Genomic DNA, 21681 nt, shown 5'->3' with positions numbered 1-21681 from the left:
GTCATTCCTGCTGCGGGTCGAACTGCTTGTCGCGGATCAGCAGGGCGGGGATCACGCCGCAGATGAAGTACGCCGCGCCCATCACCAGGAAGCCCACGCCAATGGACATCTGGGTAGCGAGGAAGCCGATCACCGCCGGGGCGATGGCTGCGCCGATGCGACCGATATTGTACGCACCGCCCACTGCCGTGCCGCGGAAGGCGGCGGCGAAGCTTTCGGTCATGTAAGTCGCATTCACGCCGTACGGGATGCCGTAGAGGAAGCCGAACACTACCAGCATCCAGAGAATGTTCTCGGGGCTGTGGAACAGCACGATCACCGGCAGGAACACGGCGGTACCCAGGGCGCCGAAGGAGAACACGGTGCGGCGGCCGAACCAGTCGGCGGCGACGCCGGCCAGTACCTTGCCGAGGATCATCGCGGCGTAGGTGCCCACCAGGTAGGCGGTCATGGCCTTGAAGTTCATGCCCATCTCGGTTTCCAGGTACGACGGCATCCAGTTGTTCACGCCGTAGTAGCCGAACTGCAGGAATCCGGCGGTGAGCGCCCAGAACAGGAACATGCGGCTGGCTCGCGGGTCAGCGAAGATCTGGCGGAAGGCATTCTGACGCGGAGCGGCGGTGGTTCCGACAGGAGCGCCGGCCTTGCGCTGCTGGCGTTCGGCCTGTGCCTGGACCCAGGCTGCGGGTTCCGGGATCAGCTTGCGCATGGCGATGGCCAGCACCACCGGGATGATGGCGATGTAGAACAGGTAGCGCCAGCCGTGGTCCGGCAGGATCCAGCCGGCCAGCAGGGTAGCGACGATGTAGCCGACCGACCAGCCGGCCTGCAGGGTGCCCAGCACGGTGGTGCGGTACTTGGTGGGCACGTACTCGGCCATCAGTGTGTTGCAGGCCACGTACAGTGCGCCGAGGCCCAGCGAGGCGACGAAGCGCGCCGCGGCGAACTGCCAGTAATTGTGGGTGAGACCGAGGACCGCGGTGCCGACGGAGAACAGCACGATGGTCCAGACCACCGTCCTGACCCGGCCGAAGCGATCACATGCCCAGCCGCCGTAGATGCCGCCGAAGGCCATGCCGGCCAGGGTGACGCTGCCCAGGCTGCCGGCCTGGAGGTTGCTCAGGCCGAACTCGGCCTTGAGGCTGGTGAGGCTGTAGGACAGCAGCATCAGGTCCGCGCCATCGATCAGCAGACCGAGGAAGCAGAAGGCGAAGACCAGGATCCAGGTCTTGCTCTGGGTGGCGGCGCTCGCAGCCGGTGCGGAAGCAGTGTTTTCCATGAACGAATTACCTGTTGTAGTTGTTGGCGGACCGGCGTGCCGATCCTCGGTAAGCGTGTGGCAGGTGCTTTGGGGTGGCGGCGCGAGGTGCGTGGCCCCGTGCCGCTCTGGTGGGATCAGCCCTGAGCTTCGCGGATCATGTTGCGGGCGATGATCACCTGCTGGATCTGCGTGGTGCCCTCGTAGAGTCGGAACAGGCGGACGTCGCGGTAGAAGCGCTCGATGGCGTACTCGCTGACGTAGCCGGCACCGCCGTGGATCTGGACGCAGCGATCAGCAACGCGGCCGCACATCTCGGTGGCGAACATCTTCGCGCAGGAGGCTTCGGTGCTGACGTTGCGGCCCTCATCGCGCTTGCGCGCTGCGTCCAGCACCATGCAGCGGGCGGCGTAGATCTCGGCCTTGCTGTCGGCGAGCATCGCCTGGATCAGCTGGAACTCGGCGATCGGCTGGCCGAACTGCTTGCGCTCCAGGGCGTACTTCAATGCGTCGTCGAGCATGCGCTCGGCGGCGCCGACGCTCAGCGCGGCGATGTGCAGGCGGCCCTTGTCGAGCACCTTCATGGCAGTCTTGAAGCCCACGCCTTCCACGCCGCCGATCAACTGGCCGGCGGGGATGCGCACGTTGTCGAAGATCACGTCGCTGGTGTGCGCGCCTTTCTGGCCCATCTTGTGGTCCGGCTTGCCCAGGGAGATGCCCGGGGTGCCGCGTTCGACGATGAACGCGCTGATACCGCCGGATCCCTTGATTGCCGGATTGGTGCGCGCCATCACGGTATAGATGCCGGCGTGCGGGGCGTTGGTGATGAAGCGCTTGGTGCCGTTGAGCACATAGCAGTCGCCATCGCGCACGGCGGTGGTCTTCAGCGAGGCGGCGTCGGAGCCCGAGTCCGGCTCGGTCAGGCAGAAGGCGCTGAGCAGTTCGCCGCTGGCGAGCCTGGGAAGGTAGTGGGCTTTCTGCTCCGGCGTGCCGTCGATGAGGATGCCGATGGAACCGATGCCGTTGTTGGTGCCGATATAGGAGCGGAAGGCGGGGGAGGTGCGGCCGAGTTCAAAGGTGATGTTCACCTCTTCTTCCATGGTCACGCCCAGGCCGCCGAATTCTTCGGGGATGGTCAGGCCGAACAGGCCCATCTCGCGCATCTGCTGGACGATGTCCTGCGGGATCGCGTCGGTCTCGGCGACCTCGTTCTCCCGCGGGATCAGCACTTCGCCGACGAACTGGTGGATGGAGTCCAGAAGTATCTGCAGCGTTTCTGGGTCTCGGATCATGTGCACTCCTCAAAGGCCCGCGAGCGGGCCTGTCTTCCGAGGCACCGTCACCCGAGATTCAGCGAGCGGCGGCACCTATGTTGTTGACCATGTTGATCAGGCGGGGCCCGATGTCGTCCTCGAGCTTCTCGCGTGTCAGCTGGAAGCTCGGGCCGCCGCAGTTGAAGGCCAGGAGCCCGTACTGCGGATGTACCAAGGGCACGGCGACGGAGTTGACGTCGCGGTGCCATTCGCCGATCGACAGGCAATAGCCATAATCGGTGAAGTCCCTGAAGGCGCGGTCCAGACCCTTGCGGATGGCCGGCCAGTTTTCCGGTTCGCGTTCGCGAATGTGCTCGAGCAGGAATTCCCGCTCGTTCTCCGGCATCGCCGCGAGGCACGCGCGGCCCACCGAACTCGCCGCCAGCGGCAGGTAACTGCCGATCTGCCGGCGCATCGTCATGTTTCCCTGTCCCTGGACCACGTCCAGGTACACCATCTGCAGACGGTCGCGGGCAGCCATGGCCACCGCCGCCTGGGCGTGGTTGGCCAGTTCCTCCATCAGCGGATGGGCCACCGCCCGGATCGACAGGTTCGACAGCATCGCGTAGCCGAAGCCCAGCACGCCGACGTCCAGCTGGTACTTGCCCGAATGCACCTCACGCTTGAGACAACCCAGGCGCATCAGGGTGTTGGTCAGGCGTGTCACGGTCGGCTTGGGCAGGTCGGTCTTGCGGGCCAGGTCCTGGTTGCTCAGCACGTTTTCCCGTGGCGTGAAGCAGCGCAGGATCTCCAGGCCGCGAGCCAGGGCCGTCACGAACTGGCCGCTGTTTTCCTCGTCGCTCAGTGCCGTGGCGGGGTCATACAGTCCCCGTTCCAGCAGGCCGATCTCACCTTCGTTTTTCGTCGGCGCAGCCGAGTCCATCTCCGTCTTGTTGCGGCGCATGGTAGAACCCCTATTCACGGAAAATCAATAAAATAAAATACAGTTTCGTCAAGCGAAATTGTAATGGCTCTGAACCAGTTAGTACAGGAGTGGCCGTAAAAATATTCAAGGCCTTGGTTTTAAAGGCTTTCAGAGGGTGCGTTGATCATCCCCGTTTACAGGCTGGATTCGGTGTCACTATGATGAAATCGAAATACGGAATGTAGTTTCGTCAGGCGAAACAATTGTGAGGTCAAAGCTCCAATGAATACCAGCGTGGTTCATCTCGATATCCAGGCCGATGGCGTGGCGGTTGTCCGCATCGATCGTCCGGAAGCCAGGAACGCCCTCAATGCCGCCGTGCGCCAGCAACTGGCCGAGCACTTTCGCGCCCTGAGCGACAACGCGACGGTTCGCGCCGTCGTGCTCACCGGGGGAGAGGAGTGCTTCGTCGCCGGGGCCGACATCCGCGAATTCGCCCAGGCCAGCCCCATCGAGATGTACCGCCGCCATACCGAGCTGTTGTGGGAAGCCATTTCGCGCTGCCCCAAACCGATTATCGCCGCGGTCAACGGCTTTGCCCTGGGCGGCGGCTGCGAGCTGGCGATGCACTGCGACATCATCGTTGCCGGTGAGTCGGCACGCTTCGGCCAGCCGGAAGTGAAGCTCGGCCTGATGCCCGGTGCCGGCGGCACCCAGCGGCTGATCCGCGCGGTGGGCAAGTTCCAGGCGATGCGCATTGCGCTGACCGGCTGCCTGATCAAGGCGCCGGAGGCCCTGGCCATCGGCATGCTCAGCGAAGTGGTGGAAGACGCGCGCACGCTGCCGCGCGCGCTGGAGCTGGCCGCCGAAATCGCCGCGCTGCCGCCGCTGGCCGTGGCGCAGATCAAGGAAGTGATGCTTGCCGGCGCGGACCTGCCGCTGGACAGCGCCCTGACCCTGGAGCGCAAGGCCTTCCAGCTGCTGTTCGATTCGAAAGACCAGAAGGAGGGGGCCGCTGCCTTCCTGGAAAAACGCCAAGCCAGCTTCCTGGGGGAATGAGCATGACCCTTTCGTTAGGTATCGAGCGCATTGAGCGCATGGCCATCGTCGGCACCGGCGTCATGGGCAGCGGCATCGCCCAGATCGCCGCCCAGGCCGGCATCCAGGTGAAACTCTTCGACGCCCGCGACGGCGCTGCGCAAGCGGCCCGCGATAACCTCGGCCGGACCCTCGCCAAGCTGGCGGAGAAGGGCAAGATCACTGCCGCGGAGGTGGACGCCACCCTCGCGCGCCTGCTGGTCGCCGGCTCCCTGGACGAGCTGGCCGATTCCGACCTGGTGGTCGAGGCGATCATCGAGCGGCTGGACGCCAAGCAGGCGCTGCTGGCCGAGCTGGAAGCGGTGGTCGGCGCCGAGTGCATCCTCGCCACCAACACCTCGTCGCTATCGGTCACCAGCATCGCCCGTGGCTGCCAGCATCCGCAGCGTGTGGCGGGCTTCCACTTCTTCAACCCGGTGCCGCTGATGAAGGTGGTCGAGGTGATCGACGGCCTGGCCAGCGACCCGCAGGTCGGCGACAGCCTGGTCGCGCTCGCCGCGCGCATGGGCCATCGCGGCATCCGCGCCAAGGACACTCCCGGCTTCATCATCAACCACGCCGGCCGCGCCTACAGCACCGAAGCGCTGCAGATGCTCAAGGAGGCTGTCGCCGAGCCGGCTGATATCGACCGCATCCTGCGCGAGGGGCTGGGCTTCCGCATGGGGCCGCTGGAGCTGTTCGACCTCACTGCGCTGGATGTCTCGCACCCGGTGATCGAGTCCATCTACAACCAGTTCTACCAGGAACCGCGCTATCGCCCGGCGGCGCTGACCCGGCAGATGCTCGAGGCCGGCTTCGTCGGTCGCAAGGTCGGGCGTGGTTTCTATCGCTATGCCGACGGCAAGATGATCGACCCGCCTGCGCCGCAACCGGTGCCGAACGTCGCCGTGCTCCCGCCGGTATGGATCGGCGCGGAGAACGATCAGGATCGCGAAGCGCTCGGCGAACTGCTGAAGACGCTGGGCGCAAACCTGGAGCAGGGCGCCCAACCGAGCAGCGACGCGCTGTGTCTGCTCGCTCCCTATGGCGTCGACGCCACCACGGCCTGCCAGACCTTCGGCACCGACCCGGCGCGAACGGTCTGCATCGACCTGCTGCTGGACCTGCAGCGCCACCGCTGCCTGATGCAGAACCCGGCGACTTCCACCGCCATGCGTGACGCCGCCCATGCGCTGCTCGCGGCTGACGGCGTGGGTGTCACGCTGATCAATGACAGCGTCGGCTTCGTTGCCCAGCGCGTACTGGCGCTGATCGTCAACCTGGGCGGCGACATCGTCCAGCAGCGCATCGCCAGCGTCGATGACCTCGATGAAGGCGTGCGCCGCGGCCTGGGCTATCCGCAAGGCCCGCTGGCCTGGGGCGACAGCGTCGGCCCGGCGCGCCTGCTGACCATTCTCGAACGCATGACCGGCCTGACCGGCGATGCCCGCTACCGCCCCGGCCCCTGGCTGCGTCGCCGCGCCGCGCTGGGCTTGTCGCTGCGCCATGCCGAGCCCGCGCTGGGCTGAAGCCCGGCGTCCACCTCTTTCCAGGAGACCTCCATGCTCAATGCCTTTATCTATGCCGGCCTGCGTACCCCCTTCGGCCGCCACGGCGGCGCTCTCGCTCCAGTGCGCCCGGACGACCTGATCGCCCAGGTGATCCGCGAGCTGCTGGCCCGCACCAACGTACCGGGCGAGGTCATCGAGGACGTGATCCTCGGCAACACCAACCAGGCCGGTGAAGACAGCCGCAACATCGCCCGCCATGCCGCGCTGCTCGCCGGCCTGCCGGTGACCGTGGCGGGCCAGACGGTGAACCGCCTGTGCGCCAGCGGGCTGGCTGCCGTCATCGACGCGGCGCGCGCTGTGACCTGTGGCGAAGGCGAACTGTTCGTCGCTGGCGGTGTGGAAAGCATGTCCCGCGCGCCCTTCGTCATGGCCAAGGCCGAAGCCGCCTACAGCCGCGACCTGACGGTATTCGATAGCACCATCGGCGCGCGCTTCCCCAACCCGAAGATCATCGCCGGGTTTGGCAACGACACGATGCCGGAGACCGGCGACAACGTAGCCCGCGAGTTCGGCATCAGCCGCGAACAGGCCGACCGTTTCGCCGCCCGTTCCCAGGCCAACTTTGAAGCCGCCCGTCAGGCCGGTTTCTTCGCTGGGGAAATCCTGCCGGTCAGCGTCCCCACCGGACGCAAGACGCCGCCGAACATCGTCGAGCAGGACGAACATCCGCGTCCGTCTTCCGACGAAGCCGCGCTGGCGCGCCTGAAGCCGCTGTCCGAAGGCGGCGTGGTCACCGCCGGCAACGCATCCGGCGTCAACGACGGCGCGGCTGCGCTGCTGATCGGCTCCGCTGCGGCGGGTGAGCGCCACGGCCTCAAGCCACTGGCGCGGATTCTCTCGGCCGCAGCGGTCGGCGTGGAGCCGCGCATCATGGGCGTCGGCCCGGTAGAGGCGATCAACAAGGCGCTTGCCCGCGCCGAACTGACCCTGGCCGACATGGACATCATCGAGATCAACGAAGCCTTCGCCTCCCAGGTGCTCGGTTGCCTGCACGGCCTGGGCGTGGACTTCGACGATCCGCGGGTCAACCCCAATGGTGGCGCCATCGCCGTCGGCCACCCGCTGGGCGCTTCCGGCGCGCGGCTGGCGCTGAGTGTCGCGCGACAGCTGCAGCGCAGTGGTCAACGCTATGCGGTGATCAGCCTGTGTATCGGCGTGGGCCAGGGGCTCGCCATGGTTATCGAGCGCGCCTGAGCGCGCCAGCGAGGAATTGAAGATGGGTGCTTTGAGCGGATACCGCGTACTCGACCTCAGCCGCGTGCTGGCCGGCCCCTGGTGCGGCCAGGTGCTGGCCGACCTGGGCGCGGAAGTGATCAAGATCGAACGCCCTGGCGTGGGTGACGACACTCGCGGCTGGGGCCCGCCCTACATGAAGGCCGCCGACGGCTCGGACAGCAGCGAGGCGGCGTACTACCAGTCCACCAACCGCAACAAGCTGTCGGTGGCGCTGAACCTGGCGACGCCCGAAGGCCAGGCGCTGGTGCGTGCGCTGGCCTGCGAGTGCGACGTGCTGATCGAGAACTACAAGGCCGGTTCGCTGGCCAAGTACGGGCTGGATTACGAGAGCCTGTCGAAGGTCAATCCGCGCCTGGTCTACTGCTCCATCACCGGCTTTGGCCAGACCGGCCCGCGGGCCGAGGAGCCCGGCTACGACTTCATCATCCAGGGCATGGGTGGGTTGATGAGCATCACCGGCGAGAAGGACGGCGTGCCCGGTGCCGGTCCGCAGAAGGTCGGTGTCGCCGTGTCCGACGTCATGACCGGCCTGTACTCGGTGGTCGCCATCCAGGCCGCGCTGCTGGCGCGGGAGAAGACCGGTCGCGGCCAGCATTGCGACATGGCGCTGCTCGACGTGCAGGTCGCCATGCTCGGCAACCAGAGCCAGAACTTCCTCGCCACCGGCCGCTCGCCCGGCCGCCAGGGCAATGCCCACGTCAACATCGTGCCGTACCAGGTGTTCAGCGCGAGGGACATGGATTTCATCATCGCCTGCGGCAACGACAGCCAGTTCGTCTCGCTGTGCGACGCCATCGGCCTGCCCGAACTGCCGAAGGATCCGCGTTTCACCCGCAACGCCGACCGCGTGCGTAACCGCGACGTGATCGTCGGCAAGCTGGCCGAGCACTTCCAGGGCGACACCGCAGACAACTGGGTGCGCCGCATCCACGCGATGAAGGTGCCGGTCGGGGTGATCAACGATATCGGCCGCGCGCTGGACGAGCCGCAGGTGGTCGCCCGGGACATGCTGGTGGAGATTCCCCACGCGCAGAACCCTGCGTTCCGCATGGTCGGCAGCCCGCTGAAACTGTCCGAGACGCCGGTGGAATACCAGCGCCCGGCGCCCATGCTCGGCGAACACACCGACGAGGTGCTCAAGCGCCGCCTGGGGCTCGACGACGCGCGCCTGGCCGCGCTCAAGGCCGAGGGTGTGATCGAGCAACTCGGCAAGGCCTGAGTCCGTTCGCGAGCAGGCTCACTCCTGAGGGGCGTTCCCCCCATTGCTCTTCGCAGGCGTGGGCCTGCTCGCGAACCCATCCCAACCGCAGCGCCGTTGCAGTACGGCGCCAGGCAAGGAAACAACCGAATGAAAGTGCTGGTCGCGGTAAAACGCGTGGTCGATTACAACGTCAAGGTCCGCGTCAAGGCGGACAACTCCGGCGTCGATCTCGCCAACGTCAAGATGTCCATGAACCCCTTCTGCGAAATCGCCGTGGAAGAGGCAGTACGCCTGAAAGAGAAAGGCGTCGCCACCGAGATCGTGGCGGTCTCCGTCGGCCCGACCGCTGCCCAGGAGCAACTGCGTACCGCGCTGGCTCTGGGTGCCGATCGCGCCATCCTCGTTGAGGCCGTCAAGGGTGAGGGCAACGAAGAACTGAGCTCCCTGGCCATTGCCAAGGCGCTGAAAGCCATTGTCGACAAAGAGCAGCCGCAGCTGGTGATCCTCGGCAAGCAGGCCATCGACAGCGACAACAACCAGACCGGCCAGATGCTGGCTGCGCTGACCGGCTACGCCCAGGGCACCTTCGCCTCCAAGGTCGAAGTCGCTGGTGACAAGGTCAACGTCACCCGTGAAATCGACGGCGGCCTGCAGACCGTTGCCCTGAACCTGCCGGCAATTGTCACCACCGACCTGCGCCTGAACGAGCCGCGCTACGCGTCGCTGCCGAACATCATGAAGGCGAAGAAGAAGCCGCTGGACGTCCTCACTCCCGATGCGTTGGGCATCTCCACGGCCTCGACCGTGAGGACGCTCAAGGTGGAGGCGCCCGCTGCGCGCAGCGCCGGTATCAAGGTGAAGTCGGTGGCCGAACTGGTCGAGAAACTGAAGAACGAGGCGAAAGTAATCTGATGGCTATCCTGGTAATCGCTGAGCACAACAACGGCGCACTGGGCGCTGCCACCCTGAACACCGTCGCTGCCGCGCAGAAGATCGGTGGTGATGTCGTTGTTCTGGTCGCTGGCCAGAATGTCGGTGGCGTGGCCGAAGCCGCTGCCAAGATCGCTGGTGTTTCCAAGGTGCTGGTCGCCGACAACGCTGCCTACGCTCATCAGCTGCCGGAGAATGTGGCTCCGCTGATCGCTGAGCTGGGAAAGGGTTACAGCCACGTGCTGGCTGCCGCCACCACCAACGGCAAGAACTTCCTGCCGCGCGTTGCCGCCCTGCTGGACGTCGACCAGATTTCCGAGATCACCGACGTGGTTAGCGCCGATACCTTCAAGCGCCCGATCTACGCCGGTAACGCCATCGCGACCGTGCAGTCCTCGGCTGCCGTCAAGGTCATCACCGTGCGTGGCACCGGCTTCGACGCCGTCGCTGCCGAAGGTGGTTCCGCCGCTGTTGAAGCCGTTTCCGGCCCGGCTGACGCCGGCAAGTCTGCCTTCGTCGGCGAAGAGCTGGCCAAGTCCGACCGTCCGGAACTGACCGCTGCCAAGATCGTCGTTTCCGGCGGGCGCGGTATGGGCAATGGCGACAACTTCAAGATCCTCTACGCCCTGGCCGACAAACTGGGCGCTGCCGTCGGTGCTTCCCGTGCTGCCGTGGATGCTGGCTTCGTGCCGAACGACATGCAGGTCGGCCAGACCGGCAAGATCGTCGCTCCGCAGCTGTACGTAGCCGTCGGCATCTCCGGCGCCATCCAGCACCTGGCGGGCATGAAGGACTCGAAAGTGATCGTTGCGATCAACAAGGACGAAGAGGCGCCGATTTTCCAGGTCGCCGACTACGGCCTGGTTGCCGATCTGTTCGAAGCTGTACCGGAGCTGGAAAAGGCCGTCTGATTCAGCCCATCCCCTTGCCGGGCCAGCCAACACCGGCCCGGCGTTTTGCCAACACCTCAGTAGAAAGAAACAAGAACAATGCATACTCGTCGACTCCCTGTGCTGGTCTCCGGACTGGCGTTGCTGCCCCCGTTCGTCCACGCCGACTTCCTGGCCGACAGCAAGGCCAGCATCGAAACGCGTAACTTCTACTTCAACCGCGACTACCGCCAGAGTGGTGCTGCACAGTCGAAATCCGAGGAATGGGCGCAAGGCTTCCTGCTGCGCTACGAGTCCGGCTACACCGATGGCACCGTGGGTGTCGGCGTCGATGCGCTCGGCCTGCTGGGCCTGAAGCTGGACTCCAGCCCGGACCGTTCAGGCTCCGGCCTGCTGCCGTATTCCGCCAGCGACAAGCGCGCTGCCGATGACTACAGCGACCTCGGCCTGACCGCCAAGCTGCGCGTCTCCAAGAGCACTTTGAAGGTCGGCACGCTGCTGCCCAAGTTGCCGGTGGTGCAGTACAACGACACCCGCCTGCTGCCGCAGACCTTCCAGGGCGCGCTGGTGGAGTCGAAGGAGCTCGACGATCTCGACCTGCAGATCGGCCAGCTGCGCGAGGTGAAGCAGCGTGATTCGTCCAATGACGAAGACCTGTCGATGACCCGCGGCAACAAGCGCAACATCGTGGCCGGCAGCCACCTCACCAGCGACCGCTTCAACCTCGCTGGTGGCACCTACCGCTGGAGCGACCAGCTCAGCACCAGTTACCACTACGCCAACCTCGAAGACCTCTATCGCCAGCACTACGTGAGCCTGGTGCACACGCTGCCGATCGCCGAGGGCCAATCGCTGAAGTCCGACATCCGCTGGGCACGCTCCACCGACGACGGCGGCAGCAACGTCGACAACCGCGCGCTCAACGCCATGTTCACCTACAAGCTGGGCAACCAGGCGTTCGGCCTGGGCCTGCAGCGCATGTCCGGCGACACCGGCTTCGCCTACCTGTCCGGCACCGACCCGTACCTGGTCAACTACGTGCAGATCGGCGACTTCGCCAACAAGGACGAGCGCTCCTGGCAGCTGCGCTACGACTTCAACTTCGCCTCCTACGGGCTGCCCGGTCTGAGCCTGATGACCCGCTACCTGCGCGGTGACAACATCGACCTGCTGAACGGACAGGGCAACGGCAAGGAGTGGGAGCGCGACACCGACGTCGGCTACGTGGTGCAGAGCGGCCCGCTGAAGAACGTCGGCGTCAAGCTGCGCAACAGCACCTTCCGCAGCAGCTTCGGCAACGACATGGACGAAACCCGCTTCATCGTCAGCTACACCTTGCCGATCTGGTAAGTGCAGCCAGAAGCCTCCCGGTCCGCAGTGACCGGAGAGGCTTCGCTTCACGGGTATCCGGGCTCGGCGCGTGCCGGCCCGGAATACACCCGGGCGATCCTCCGGGACGAACGGCGTGAAATCCCGCGCTTGAGCGAGTGAAGGGATATTTCCGACGTGCTGGCTGTCTCACTGGCCGAGGAAAAGTCTGGTCAGGGCCTGTGCCCTCGGCTTATAAAGCCTTTTCGCCGCTGCAGACCCGCAAGGATGGCGGCCCCACGAGATCAAGGAACGATGATGCGACGAGTCACGATGATTCTGCTCGCTGCCGCCCTGTTGCAGGGCTGTGCGCACCGTAATACCGGCAATCAGTGCGAAGACAACTTCAGCACCTCGGGTGGTTTCATTGCCGGCAAGACCTACAACTCCAGCGTCGTATTCGACCACCTGGCTCCCGATAAGGCCTTCCACAACGCGCAGAAATCGCTGCTCAAGGAAGGCTTCTCCATCGATAGCGCAGACGACGAGCGCGGCATCATCTCCGCCCACCAGGGCGTCATCCTGAGCAGCCGCACGGCGCCGATGAGCATCGTGGTGGAGGAGGCCGGGAAGGGCAGCAAGGTCAGCTACATCTTCACCACCGCAGGTGGCATGTACACCACCGACGGCGTGGTGCGTGAAGGCTTCTGCCGCCTGGCGGACGGTATGCGCGAGTAGCGCTGACCGGGCAGCCACAGAAGTGGCGCCCGGTTCGCCATGATCTCCTCGTAGGATGGCTGGAACCCATGAGGTCCCCTGGGATTTCGCTTTGGTTTGACGCCATCGCGGACGGAGTTCGCTCCTACGCGCGGATCAGCGTTTCCACGAGGCGGCGCGTCAAGGGGGCGATGACCAGCACCAGCGGGAAGGCGACGCTCCAGCTGGTGATCCACGCGCCCAGCCAGAGCTGAGTGAATGCCGGGGCCAGGCCGACGGCACGCCAGGTGGAGAGCCCGGAGACCAGCAGAGTCATCACGCAGGACAGGATCAGCGCAAACAGCAGTGGGCCGTAGCGGCGGGCGATCATGCGTGGGCCTCCTGCGCGTGCTCGACCTGTGGCTGGTGCAGGCTGCCGAGGGTTTCGGCGATGTGCTGGCCGAACATCCGCGCGGTCTTCAGGTCGCCGGGACAGAAGTCCGCGGCGGTCTTGTCGGCCTGGGCCATCAGCCCGGACCAGGAGCCGAGGCGGTTGGCGGCGTCCTCGAGGGGCACGCCCAGGTGCTGCTCGGGAAGGATCGGATTGCCGGCCCAGAGCATGCCGTGCTGCATGCAGAAGGTGAACAGCGAAATCAGCGTGGACTGCTTGTCTCCCGCCGGCAGCGCCGAGACGGTAAAGCCGGCGGCAAGGCGGCCGCGCAACTTCTGCTGGCGCCACAAAGGCCCGGTGGCGTCCATCAGGGCTTTCAGCGGCGCCGAGACGCCGCCCAGGTAGGTGGGCGAGCCGAAGATCAGGCCGTGGTAGGCGAGCAGCGCTTGCGGCTGCTCGATCAATTCCTGCGCGTTGAGCAGGCGCACCTCGCACCCAGGCACCTGGCGGGCTCCGCTGGCGATGGTCTGGGCGATGCGCTCGGTACGGCCGCTGGCGCTGTGGTAGACGATGGCGATGGTTTTCATGGTGTCTCCGCAGGTTGTACACAAGGGGAAAGCCACGTGCGAATTGACCTCGACGGGCTTTGGCGTGAACCTACAAGTTCAAGCGAACTTGAAGTCAAGAGGTGCTCCATGGATATCGCTGACGTGGCCAGGCGTTCAGGCGTGCCGGCATCGACCCTGCGTTTCTACGAGGAAAAGGGGCTGATCGTCTCGCTCGCCAGGCCCGGCGCTCGCCGCCAGTTCGCAGCGCAGATTCTCGACCAGCTGGCGCTCATCAGTCTGGGGCAGTCGGCCGGGTTCAGCCTGGAGGAAATCCGCTCTATGTTTTCCGTCGACGGCGGGATGAGCATCGACCGGCAGATGCTGGCAGCCAAGGCGGACGAGCTGGATGCCACGATCCGGCGACTGCGGGCAATGAGCCGTGGGCTGCGCCATGCAGCGGCGTGCCCGGCGCCCAGCCATGCCGAATGCCCGACGTTCCAGGGATTGGTGAGGGCGGCGGCAGAGAGTGCGCTGGAGGGAAAGAAGGAGCGGGGGAGGTTGAGGAAGGGCAAGGGCTGAGGGGAGGAGCGGTTGGCAGGATGCTTTGCAACGGCGAACGGATGTCTGGTTCAGGCCCACGACCACAGCCAGACGCCGGCCTTGCCGAAGGTTCGGGGGCATGAGCCAGGCGGCCCCGCCCGTCCTACAGGGGAAGCCCCAGCGCTGTCTCCAGCCATTCACAAAACCCCACCGCCTGTGCATTGCGCTCGCTCTGCTGGTGCACCAGCAGCGACCAGTTGGGCCCGCGCACGGTCTGCTCGCTGAGCGGCGTCAGCAGGTCATTGCTGCGCGCGTCCCCGGCCAGCAGCTGGCTCACCAGAGCGATGCCCAGCCCCTGGCTGGCGGCGTCCAGCAGCAGGCCGGGATCGGAGAAGTTCAGCCCCTCGCTGCGCTGGCCGACGTCGGCGCCGCCTTGAAGTTGCCAGTGCGCCCAGTCCATTTCCCGTTCGCCGTGCAGGGTGGTGCGCGCAGGTTTCGGCTGCGCCAGCTGTGAAGGGTGGCAGGCGGGGTAGAGGCGATCCTCGAGCAGTACGCGGAAGCGGCACTCGGCCTGCGCGGTGAGGTCGTCGCGCACGGCGATATCGATGGTCTGGGTCGCCATGTCCGGGGTTTCGTCGGTGGTCAGCAGCCAGAGGTCGATCTGCGGGTGGCGGGCGTGGAAGTCGCCCAGGCGCGGCACCAGCCAGTGGCGCGCAAAGGCCGGGGTGGTGTTCACCACCAGCTGGTTGGGCTTGCGGTACTGGTCCAGGCGGCGGATGCCCACGGCCAGTTGCTGCAGCATGGACTGCGTGGTGCTGAGCAGGTCGGCGCCGGCATCGGTCAGCGCCACCTTGCGTCCGGAGCGATAGAACAGCGGTTGCTCGACGAAGCTTTCCAGGCTGCGGATCTGCTGGCTGATGGCCGACTGGGTGAGGTGCAACTCCTCGGCAGCCTTGTGGAAGCTGCCCAGTCGCGCGGCGGCTTCGAAGCCGCGCAGGGCGTTCAGGGGAGGCCAGTGTTTGAGCATGATCGATAAGTTCGCCTAATCAGATTTGCGCAAAATCTATCGTTTGTTGTTGCGTTTTTACAGGCCTAGCATGGTTGTCAGGCGCCGCTTCACCCTTTTCCTCCGATAAAAATTCCTTACCGAAGGTTCGAATATGCATCGCAATGACGATAGGCAGAACGGCTGGCGTATGCCTGCCGAATGGGTCAACCACGCGGCGACCTGGATGGCATTCCCGCACAACCGTCCGCTCTGGGAGGGCGGCTGGCGCGTGACCCTGGAGCAGGTGCAGGAAGACTTTGCCCGCGTCGCCAACGCCGTCGCCCGCTTCGAGCCGGTGAAGCTGGTAGTGGACCCGTCCGCCCTGGCCCGCGCCGCCGAACTGTGCGGGGCCAACGTCGAACTGGTGCCGCTGCCCATCGATGACAGCTGGTGCCGCGATTCCGGGCCGACCTTCGTCTGTCATCCGCAGCGCGGCGTGGCTGGCGTGAGCTGGCGTTTCAACGCCTGGGGTGGCAAGTCCGAGCACACCCTGGACGAAGGCCTGGGCCGACGCATCCTCAACCACCTCGGGCTCGACTGCTTCGGCACGCCGCTGTCCAACGAAGGTGGGGCGATCCACGTGGACGGCGAGGGCACGCTGATCACCACCGAATCGGTGCTGCTCAATCCCAACCGCAACCCTGGCGTCAGCAAGCGCGAGATGGAGGAGATCTTCAGCCGCCTGCTGGGCGTGACCAAGACCATCTGGCTGCCGGGCGATCCGCAGTACGTCACCGGCGACATGACCGATGGCCACGTCGACGGCGTGTGCGCCTTTGCGCGCCCCGGCGTGTTGCTGGTGGATGCGACCCATGACGCGTCCAGCACCTACGCCGAAGTGGCGCGCGAGAACCGTCGCGCGCTGGAACTGGCAACCGATGCGAAGGGCCGCTCCTTCGAGCTGATCGAATTGTTCGAAGCCAGCGCGGCGGTGGACCCGGAGGCGGACGTTTTCTGCGCGTCCTACACCAACTTCTACCTCGCCAATGGCGCGGTGATCATGCCGGCCTACGGTATTGCCGCCGACGACGAGGCTGCCGCCGTGCTGGCCCGCGCCTTCCCTGGCCGCGAAGTGGTGCCGGTGCGCATCAACAACCTGGCCCATGGCGGTGGTGGCGTGCATTGCATCACCCAGCAGCAGCCGGCCTGGCCGCTGGGAGGCCTGTGATGGGCAAGCTGACTGTCGCGGTCGTGCAGTTCTCCTGCAACTGGGACCTGCCGCGCAACCTCGCCGAAGCCGAGCGCCATGTGCGCGCGGCGGCGGCCGCAGGAGCGAAGCTGATCCTCCTGCCCGAACTGTTCGCCACGCCGTACTTCTGCATCGAGCAGGACCACATCCACCTCGCCCTGGCCCAGCCGTATGACGACAGCCCGCTGCTGCAGCGCTTCGCCCGGCTGGCGGCGGAGCTGAACGTGGTGCTGCCGATCAGCTGGTTCGAGCGCGCCGGCAACGCCTACTTCAATTCGCTGACCGTGGCCGACGCCGACGGCCGCCTGCTCGGGGTATACCGCAAGACGCACATCCCCAACGCCATCGGCTACCAGGAGAAGGAATACTTCAGCCCCGGCGATACCGGCTTCCGCGTCTGGGACACCGCTGTCGGCCGCCTCGGCGTGGGCATCTGCTGGGACCAGTGGTTCCCCGAGACCGCCCGCTGCCTGGCGTTGCAGGGCGCGGAGATGCTGCTGTTCCCCACCGCCATCGGCTCCGAGCCGGGCGCCGAGCTGCTGGACTCCCGTGACCACTGGCAGACCGCGCAACGCGGCCACGCCGCCGCCAACCTGTTGCCGGTGCTGGCGGCCAACCGTATCGGCGAGGAAGTGGCGCCCAGCGATGACGCACTGCGCATGCGTTTCTACGGCTCGTCGTTCATCACCGATCACAAGGGCGCGCTGCTGGCCGAAGCCGGGCGCAACGAGGCCGCCGTGCTGGTGCAGGAGCTCGACTTGCACCTGGCCCGCGAAGAGCGCCTGACCTGGGGCGTCTACCGCGACCGCCGTCCGGACATGTACGGCCCGCTGCTCGGCCTCGACGGCCGCCACCTGCACCCGCGCTGGCAAGGAGTCTGACCATGCACAAGTACCTGCTGATCGGCGCGCTGGGATTGTCCCTGGCGTGCACCCTGCAACCGGCCTCGGCTGAGGAAAAGGTCCTGCGCCTGTTCAACTGGGCGGACTACTTCGCTCCCGATACCCTGGCGAATTTCACCAGGGAGACCGGCATCCGCGTCATCTACGACGTGATGGACAGCAGCGAGACGCTGGAGGCCAAGATGATGGCCGGGCACAGCGGCTACGACCTGATCTTCCCCGGTGATACCGTTGCCGAGCGGCTGATGCGCGCCGGCGCCTTGCAGAAGCTCGACGACAGCAAGCTGGAGCACCTGGACGATATCGAGCCAGGCCTGCGCGACCTGCAGACCAAATACCCGTACTCGCGTCACGCCGTGGTGCCCTACACCTGGGGCAGCATCGGCCTGACCTACAACCAGGCGAAGATCGATCAGCGCATGCCCGGCGCCCCGGTGAACAGCCTCGACCTGATGTTCAAGCCCGAGCTGGCCCAGCGTTTTGCCGACTGCGGCATCTCGATGATCGATTCGCCGGACGAAGTACTGGCCGTGGTGCTCAACTACCTAGGCCGCGACCCGCGCAGCGGTAAACCGCAGGATTTGGCCGAGGCGCTGGCGGTGCTCAACGGCATCCGCCCGTACATCCGCAAGTTCCAGTCGCAGCCCGTGACCCAACTGGTCAATGGCGATCTGTGCCTGTCGCTGGGCTACAGCGGCGACGTGATCCAGTCGCAACGCGCCGCCGACGAGGCGAAGAAGCCCGAGCGCTTCGAGTACCGCGTGCCGCGCGAAGGCACGTCGGTATGGATGGACACCATGGCCATCCCCGCCGACGCGCCGCATCCCGAGTACGCCTACGCGCTGATCAACTACCTGATGCGCCCGGATGTCATGGCGGCCATCAGCAACGCCACCGGCTACCCGACGTCCAACGCCAAGGCGCGGCCGATGGTCGAGGCGAGCATGCGCGACAACCCGGACATCTATCTTGATGAGAAGGCCTACGCGCGGCTGTTCCCCGGCAAGGACATCCCGCAGCGCGACATGCGTTCGCGGATGCGCACCTGGACCAGCTTCAAGACCGGCACCGGTGGTTGAGGAGACGAGGATGATGACACGCAGGAACCTGCTCGGCGCCGGCATGACGCTGGCGACGGGCCTCGGGCTGGGCCTGGGCCGCGTTGCCCTTGCGGCGAAGTCCTGGTACATGCCCGACGAACACCGTCGGCAGGAGCGGGTGTTCGTTGCCTATGCGGCGAGCGCTGACATCTGGGAAGACAGTGCCCCGGACGTCAACGCCACGGTGGCGCGGCTGGCCCGTGCCATTGCCGAATTCCAGCCGGTGACGGTGCTCTGCCGGCCGGAGCAGCAGCACGAAGCCAAACGCGCGTGCGGCGGCCAGAACGTCGACTTCCTGCCGGTGCCGGTGGATGACATCTGGGTACGCGATTATGGCGGCTGCTTCCTGGTCAACGATGCGCCGGGCGGCCTGGCGCTGGCCGACTTCAACTTCAACGGCTGGGGCGGCAAGCAGCACGCCGAGCACGACCGCGCAGTGTCGGCGGCGCTGGCCGAGGACCTGGAAGCGAAAGCCATCGTCAGCGAGCTGTGCGGAGAGGGCGGCGGCATCGAGGTGGACGGCCACGGCACGGCAATCTTCACCGAGAGCTGCTGGCTCAACGACAACCGCAACCCGGGCTGGACGCGCCCGCACATCGAGGCGGAGCTCAAGCGCATCCTGGGGCTGCGCAAGGTGATCTGGCTGCCGGGCATTCGCGGCAAGGACATCACCGATGCGCACGTGGACTTCTATGCGCGTTTCGTCGAGCCGGGCGTGGTGGTGGTCAACCTGGACAACGACGAGCGTTCCTACGACTACGGCGTCACGCGTCGGCACCTGGAAATTCTCAGGCACGCCACTGACGCCGACGGGCGACCGCTGAAACTGCACTTGCTGCCGCCACCGATGAAGCCCAAGCCGAGCGCGTACAACCGCGACAACCCGGATTTCGCTGCCGGTTACATCAATTACCTGCCGGTGAATGACGGGGTCATCGCGCCGCGCTTTGGCGATCCAGCGGCCGATGAGCATTGCCATGCGCTGCTCAGCGAGTTGTATCCGGACCGGGAGATCGTGCAGTTGAACATCGACCCGATTGCAGCGGGCGGGGGTGGCATTCACTGCGTGACGCTGCAGATGCCGGCGGTGTAGCTGAGGCTCTTCGTAGGAGCGAGCGTGCTCGCGAACAGGATGTTCCGGCGGCGCGGAGCTGGGCGGGTTCGCGAGCAAGCTCGCATCCCGCAAGGATGCCATCGCCGGGAGCACCACGGGATACCAACGCAGGGCGTACAACGCCCAAGCGCTATCCGCCGTTCATGGCGCCGGGAACGCCGCGGCGATCAGCGCGGGAAGGGCAATGCCGGCTGCACTGGCAAGGGCGAAGTCCCGCTCGCCGTGCAGCGGGCCAGGAGCAGGGTTGATGTGCAGGATGGTCGCTCCGGCGCGCCGGGCGACCTGCGGGACTTCCGCCGCCGGGTAGACCACGCCGGAAGTCCCCACGGAGATCAGCAGGTCGCACTGTTCGGCGGCCCGGAAGGCGTGGGCGATGGCGTCCATCGGCAGGCTTTCGCCGAACCACACCACGCCAGGGCGCAGTGGGCCGCCGCAATGGCTGCAGGCGGGCGGTTGCACGCGGCGGCCGGCCTCGGGTTCATCCGGTATGGGCAGCGGCGCATCCGGTTCGCGCTGGCAGGTGAAGCAGCGCGGGCGTTCCAGTTGGCCGTGCAGGTGGGTGACGGCATGGCTGCCGGCGCGCTCGTGGAGGTCGTCGACGTTCTGGGTGATCAGCGTGAACGCCGGCACGTTGCCGGCCAGCGCCGCGATGGCCAGGTGCGCGGGATTGGGCCGTGCGCGATGGACGACGCTGCGCCGCCACTCGTACCAGCCCCAGACCAGCGCCGGGTCGGCGCGAAAAGCCTCGGCAGTGGCGAGGGAGGCCGCGTCGAAACGCTCCCACAGTCCGGTAAGGCGGTCGCGGAAGGTGGGGATGCCGCTTTCCGCGGAAACCCCTGCGCCAGTGAAGAGTACGACGTGACGGGCACTACGCAGCGCATCGAGGAGCGCGGAATCGAGAGTCACTTCGGGGCTTCCTGTGGCGTCGGTGCGCTTTCCAGGCGATTGCGCCCGGCGGCCTTGGCCCGGTACAGCGCGCGGTCGGCGGCCTCGATGAGGGCCTGTGGGCTGCAGTCGCTGCCGCCGGGCAGGGTGGCGATACCGATGCTTGCGGTGATCCTTCCCTGCGGGCTGCCGGCGTGGGTGAGGTTGGCTCGCTGCAGGCGCTGCATGAACTGCTCGGCCACAGCCTGGGCGCCGTCGATGCTGGTGTTGGGCAGGATCACCGCCAGTTCCTCGCCGCCGTAGCGCGCGGCGAGGTCGCCGGGGCGGCGCACACTGTCGGCGAGGACGCGGCCGATGCGTCGCAGGCAGTCGTCACCGGCCGGGTGGCCGTAGGTGTCGTTGAAGCGCTTGAAGTGGTCCACGTCGATCAGCAGCAGTCCCAGCGGTGTTCGGTCACGATGGGCGCGGCGCAGTTCGGAGATCAGGTGATCGTCGAAGCTGCGGCGATTATCCAGGCCTGTGAGTGGGTCGCGGGAGGCGAGTACCTCCAGTTGGCGGTTGGCCTTGAGCAGATCCTCGCGGGCATCGCGCAGCAGGCGCTCGGTGCCGATACGGCGCTGGATGGCGAGGATCAGCAGGCTGCCGATCACCACGATGACCATCAGCAGGCCGAAGGCGATGGCCACCGTGCGCAGGGCGTCGGCGCGCCAGGCGGCCAGAGCTTCGTCCTTGCCCAGGGCAACCGAGGTCACCAACGGGTAGCGCTCGTTCTTGCGGAAGGCGTAGATGCGTTCGACGCCATCCAGCGACGACGCGAAGGTCGCGCTGCCGACTGTGGCTTCATCCAGGTACTGGGTGAAGATCGGCGAGCGCGAGAGCACGCGGCCCATGTCGCTCTCGCGGAAGGGATAGCGCACCAGCACCTGGCCGTTGCTGGTGGCCACGCCAATGGCGCCGCTCCTGCCGATGTCGATCTTGCCGAACAGGCTGAGAAAGTCCTGCACGCCCAGGGCGGCGACGATCACGCCAGCGAAGTTGCCCTGGGCATCGTTGTAGCGGCGGCTGACAGTGATCACCCACACACCCGTGGAGCGGCTGTGGATCGGCCCGTCGATGTACGCCTCCAGCGAGGGGTTGTCACGATGGTGGATGAAGTACGAGCGGTCCGCGCTGTTGGAGCCGGGCGGGAAGGGGCCGGTGGAGGTCATCAGCCAGTTGCCCTGGGCGTCGTAGATGCCGACCCCGTTGAGCTGAACGAGCAGGTGTTGCTGGCGCTGCACCAGTTCGTTGAGGCGTCGCAACTGGGGCGCGTCGCGTCCCTCATGCTCAAGGCGCTCGGCGAGGTCGAGCAGGAGCATCGAGCTCTGGGTGACGATCCCTTCGACGTAGGTGTCCAGGGCCTGGGTGAGGTTGAGGTTGTGCGTGGTGGTTTCCGCCAGTGTGCGCTCGCGCGCTGTCCACAGCTCCCAGGCCGTGGCGCCGGCTACGGTGAGGCTGATGATCGACAGCAGGAGGATGGCAAGGCGGATATCGCGTTTCACTCTGGCCTCGTTGGATCGGTCCCTGTGGCGGGTGCCACGCGCAGTGGGTGTCGCCCGGTGCACGTGCAGGGAGACGCA

General features: G+C 66.2%; 21 protein-coding genes. 13 read left to right on the top strand and 8 right to left on the bottom strand.

Going from position 1 to position 21681, the window contains the following annotated elements:
* Nucleotide 1: 1 nt before the first annotated feature.
* From AC1ZV1_RS17380 to AC1ZV1_RS17370, 3 genes are all read right to left on the bottom strand, one after another.
* Nucleotides 2-1279 (bottom strand): MFS transporter, encoded by a 1278-nt coding sequence (locus AC1ZV1_RS17380; protein ID WP_484292802.1) that lies wholly within the window; start codon nucleotides 1277-1279, stop codon nucleotides 2-4.
* Nucleotides 1280-1395: 116 nt separating this feature from the next.
* Nucleotides 1396-2550, bottom strand: coding sequence for an acyl-CoA dehydrogenase family protein (locus AC1ZV1_RS17375; protein WP_484292801.1), 1155 nt, complete (start codon nucleotides 2548-2550; stop codon nucleotides 1396-1398).
* Nucleotides 2551-2608: 58 nt separating this feature from the next.
* The gene (locus AC1ZV1_RS17370) at nucleotides 2609-3475 is read right to left on the bottom strand and encodes an IclR family transcriptional regulator (protein ID WP_484292800.1); all 867 of its coding nucleotides are present in this window, start codon (nucleotides 3473-3475) and stop codon (nucleotides 2609-2611) included.
* Between the two features lie 243 nt (nucleotides 3476-3718).
* Between AC1ZV1_RS17370 and AC1ZV1_RS17365 the strand changes: the two genes are divergently transcribed.
* From AC1ZV1_RS17365 to AC1ZV1_RS17330, 8 genes are all read left to right on the top strand, one after another.
* Nucleotides 3719-4495, top strand: coding sequence for an enoyl-CoA hydratase (locus AC1ZV1_RS17365; RefSeq protein ID WP_484292799.1), 777 nt, complete (start codon nucleotides 3719-3721; stop codon nucleotides 4493-4495).
* A complete protein-coding gene (locus tag AC1ZV1_RS17360; protein WP_484292798.1) occupies nucleotides 4492-6042 on the top strand; it encodes a 3-hydroxyacyl-CoA dehydrogenase in 1551 nt (516 codons plus the stop codon). The genes AC1ZV1_RS17365 and AC1ZV1_RS17360 overlap by 4 nt, the downstream gene beginning before the upstream one ends.
* A 33-nt stretch (nucleotides 6043-6075) precedes the next feature.
* On the top strand, nucleotides 6076-7278 hold the full coding sequence (locus AC1ZV1_RS17355) for a 3-oxoadipyl-CoA thiolase (protein ID WP_484292797.1): 1203 nt from the start codon (nucleotides 6076-6078) through the stop codon (nucleotides 7276-7278).
* Between the two features lie 22 nt (nucleotides 7279-7300).
* Nucleotides 7301-8539, top strand: coding sequence for a CaiB/BaiF CoA transferase family protein (locus tag AC1ZV1_RS17350; RefSeq protein ID WP_484292796.1), 1239 nt, complete (start codon nucleotides 7301-7303; stop codon nucleotides 8537-8539).
* 129 nt (nucleotides 8540-8668) lie between these two features.
* Complete coding sequence (locus AC1ZV1_RS17345) at nucleotides 8669-9433, top strand: electron transfer flavoprotein subunit beta/FixA family protein (protein WP_484292795.1); 765 nt, start codon at nucleotides 8669-8671, stop codon at nucleotides 9431-9433.
* A complete protein-coding gene (locus AC1ZV1_RS17340; RefSeq protein ID WP_484292794.1) occupies nucleotides 9433-10362 on the top strand; it encodes an electron transfer flavoprotein subunit alpha/FixB family protein in 930 nt (309 codons plus the stop codon). Before AC1ZV1_RS17345 ends, AC1ZV1_RS17340 begins: the two co-directional genes overlap by 1 nt.
* 78 nt (nucleotides 10363-10440) lie before the next feature.
* The gene (locus AC1ZV1_RS17335) at nucleotides 10441-11691 is read left to right on the top strand and encodes an OprD family porin (RefSeq protein ID WP_484292793.1); all 1251 of its coding nucleotides are present in this window, start codon (nucleotides 10441-10443) and stop codon (nucleotides 11689-11691) included.
* A gap of 276 nt (nucleotides 11692-11967) precedes the next feature.
* The gene (locus tag AC1ZV1_RS17330) at nucleotides 11968-12387 is read left to right on the top strand and encodes a hypothetical protein (RefSeq protein WP_484292792.1); all 420 of its coding nucleotides are present in this window, start codon (nucleotides 11968-11970) and stop codon (nucleotides 12385-12387) included.
* 124 nt (nucleotides 12388-12511) lie between these two features.
* Here the strand turns inward: AC1ZV1_RS17330 and AC1ZV1_RS17325 are convergent, their stop codons facing one another.
* Nucleotides 12512-12736 carry a DUF2798 domain-containing protein gene (locus AC1ZV1_RS17325; protein ID WP_484292791.1) on the bottom strand — a complete coding sequence of 75 codons (225 nt, stop codon included), beginning with the start codon at nucleotides 12734-12736 and terminating at the stop codon, nucleotides 12512-12514.
* Nucleotides 12733-13323 carry a flavodoxin family protein gene (locus AC1ZV1_RS17320; RefSeq protein ID WP_484292790.1) on the bottom strand — a complete coding sequence of 197 codons (591 nt, stop codon included), beginning with the start codon at nucleotides 13321-13323 and terminating at the stop codon, nucleotides 12733-12735. Before AC1ZV1_RS17320 ends, AC1ZV1_RS17325 begins: the two co-directional genes overlap by 4 nt.
* 108 nt (nucleotides 13324-13431) lie before the next feature.
* Here AC1ZV1_RS17320 and AC1ZV1_RS17315 point away from each other — a divergent pair, with 108 nt between their 5' ends.
* On the top strand, nucleotides 13432-13863 hold the full coding sequence (locus tag AC1ZV1_RS17315) for a helix-turn-helix domain-containing protein (RefSeq protein WP_484292789.1): 432 nt from the start codon (nucleotides 13432-13434) through the stop codon (nucleotides 13861-13863).
* A 124-nt stretch (nucleotides 13864-13987) separates the two neighbouring features.
* Here AC1ZV1_RS17315 and AC1ZV1_RS17310 read toward each other — a convergent pair whose 3' ends face one another.
* On the bottom strand, nucleotides 13988-14851 hold the full coding sequence (locus AC1ZV1_RS17310; protein WP_484292788.1) for a LysR substrate-binding domain-containing protein: 864 nt from the start codon (nucleotides 14849-14851) through the stop codon (nucleotides 13988-13990).
* A 133-nt stretch (nucleotides 14852-14984) separates the two neighbouring features.
* On the opposite strand from AC1ZV1_RS17310, the gene AC1ZV1_RS17305 reads away from it, so the two are divergent.
* Genes AC1ZV1_RS17305 through AC1ZV1_RS17290 form a run of 4 tightly spaced genes read left to right on the top strand, consistent with a single transcriptional unit; the run spans nucleotide 14985 to nucleotide 19156 of the window.
* Entirely contained in the window at nucleotides 14985-16040 is a 1056-nt protein-coding gene (locus tag AC1ZV1_RS17305) for an agmatine deiminase family protein (protein ID WP_484292787.1), read from the top strand.
* The gene (gene aguB / locus AC1ZV1_RS17300; protein WP_484292786.1) at nucleotides 16040-16942 is read left to right on the top strand and encodes an N-carbamoylputrescine amidase; all 903 of its coding nucleotides are present in this window, start codon (nucleotides 16040-16042) and stop codon (nucleotides 16940-16942) included. The genes AC1ZV1_RS17305 and aguB overlap by 1 nt, the downstream gene beginning before the upstream one ends.
* A 2-nt stretch (nucleotides 16943-16944) precedes the next feature.
* Nucleotides 16945-18042, top strand: coding sequence for an extracellular solute-binding protein (locus tag AC1ZV1_RS17295; RefSeq protein WP_484292785.1), 1098 nt, complete (start codon nucleotides 16945-16947; stop codon nucleotides 18040-18042).
* 10 nt (nucleotides 18043-18052) lie between these two features.
* Nucleotides 18053-19156 carry an agmatine deiminase family protein gene (locus AC1ZV1_RS17290; RefSeq protein WP_484292784.1) on the top strand — a complete coding sequence of 368 codons (1104 nt, stop codon included), beginning with the start codon at nucleotides 18053-18055 and terminating at the stop codon, nucleotides 19154-19156.
* A 162-nt stretch (nucleotides 19157-19318) separates the two neighbouring features.
* Here AC1ZV1_RS17290 and AC1ZV1_RS17285 read toward each other — a convergent pair whose 3' ends face one another.
* Nucleotides 19319-20083: an SIR2 family NAD-dependent protein deacylase gene (locus tag AC1ZV1_RS17285; RefSeq protein ID WP_484292783.1), complete on the bottom strand. Its 765-nt coding sequence runs from the start codon at nucleotides 20081-20083 to the stop codon at nucleotides 19319-19321.
* The gene (locus tag AC1ZV1_RS17280; RefSeq protein WP_484292782.1) at nucleotides 20080-21603 is read right to left on the bottom strand and encodes a sensor domain-containing diguanylate cyclase; all 1524 of its coding nucleotides are present in this window, start codon (nucleotides 21601-21603) and stop codon (nucleotides 20080-20082) included. The genes AC1ZV1_RS17285 and AC1ZV1_RS17280 overlap by 4 nt, the downstream gene beginning before the upstream one ends.
* Nucleotides 21604-21681: the final 78 nt, after the last annotated feature.

Source organism: Pseudomonas sp. BB438, assembly GCF_057180225.1.
Note: the sequence above shows the minus strand (reverse complement) of the source record. Positions and strands in the feature narration are given on the sequence as shown.

Bases quoted from the DNA above. Each gene is read 5' to 3' on its own strand.
- AC1ZV1_RS17380 (WP_484292802.1), bottom strand. From the start codon at position 1,279: ATGGAAAACACTGCTTCCGCACCGGCTGCGAGCGCCGCCACCCAGAGC.
- AC1ZV1_RS17375 (WP_484292801.1), bottom strand. From the start codon at position 2,550: ATGATCCGAGACCCAGAAACGCTGCAGATACTTCTGGACTCCATCCAC.
- AC1ZV1_RS17370 (WP_484292800.1), bottom strand. From the start codon at position 3,475: ATGCGCCGCAACAAGACGGAGATGGACTCGGCTGCGCCGACGAAAAAC.
- AC1ZV1_RS17365 (WP_484292799.1), top strand. From the start codon at position 3,719: ATGAATACCAGCGTGGTTCATCTCGATATCCAGGCCGATGGCGTGGCG.
- AC1ZV1_RS17360 (WP_484292798.1), top strand. From the start codon at position 4,492: ATGAGCATGACCCTTTCGTTAGGTATCGAGCGCATTGAGCGCATGGCC.
- AC1ZV1_RS17355 (WP_484292797.1), top strand. From the start codon at position 6,076: ATGCTCAATGCCTTTATCTATGCCGGCCTGCGTACCCCCTTCGGCCGC.
- AC1ZV1_RS17350 (WP_484292796.1), top strand. From the start codon at position 7,301: ATGGGTGCTTTGAGCGGATACCGCGTACTCGACCTCAGCCGCGTGCTG.
- AC1ZV1_RS17345 (WP_484292795.1), top strand. From the start codon at position 8,669: ATGAAAGTGCTGGTCGCGGTAAAACGCGTGGTCGATTACAACGTCAAG.
- AC1ZV1_RS17340 (WP_484292794.1), top strand. From the start codon at position 9,433: ATGGCTATCCTGGTAATCGCTGAGCACAACAACGGCGCACTGGGCGCT.
- AC1ZV1_RS17335 (WP_484292793.1), top strand. From the start codon at position 10,441: ATGCATACTCGTCGACTCCCTGTGCTGGTCTCCGGACTGGCGTTGCTG.
- AC1ZV1_RS17330 (WP_484292792.1), top strand. From the start codon at position 11,968: ATGCGACGAGTCACGATGATTCTGCTCGCTGCCGCCCTGTTGCAGGGC.
- AC1ZV1_RS17325 (WP_484292791.1), bottom strand. From the start codon at position 12,736: ATGATCGCCCGCCGCTACGGCCCACTGCTGTTTGCGCTGATCCTGTCC.
- AC1ZV1_RS17320 (WP_484292790.1), bottom strand. From the start codon at position 13,323: ATGAAAACCATCGCCATCGTCTACCACAGCGCCAGCGGCCGTACCGAG.
- AC1ZV1_RS17315 (WP_484292789.1), top strand. From the start codon at position 13,432: ATGGATATCGCTGACGTGGCCAGGCGTTCAGGCGTGCCGGCATCGACC.
- AC1ZV1_RS17310 (WP_484292788.1), bottom strand. From the start codon at position 14,851: ATGCTCAAACACTGGCCTCCCCTGAACGCCCTGCGCGGCTTCGAAGCC.
- AC1ZV1_RS17305 (WP_484292787.1), top strand. From the start codon at position 14,985: ATGCATCGCAATGACGATAGGCAGAACGGCTGGCGTATGCCTGCCGAA.
- aguB (WP_484292786.1), top strand. From the start codon at position 16,040: ATGGGCAAGCTGACTGTCGCGGTCGTGCAGTTCTCCTGCAACTGGGAC.
- AC1ZV1_RS17295 (WP_484292785.1), top strand. From the start codon at position 16,945: ATGCACAAGTACCTGCTGATCGGCGCGCTGGGATTGTCCCTGGCGTGC.
- AC1ZV1_RS17290 (WP_484292784.1), top strand. From the start codon at position 18,053: ATGATGACACGCAGGAACCTGCTCGGCGCCGGCATGACGCTGGCGACG.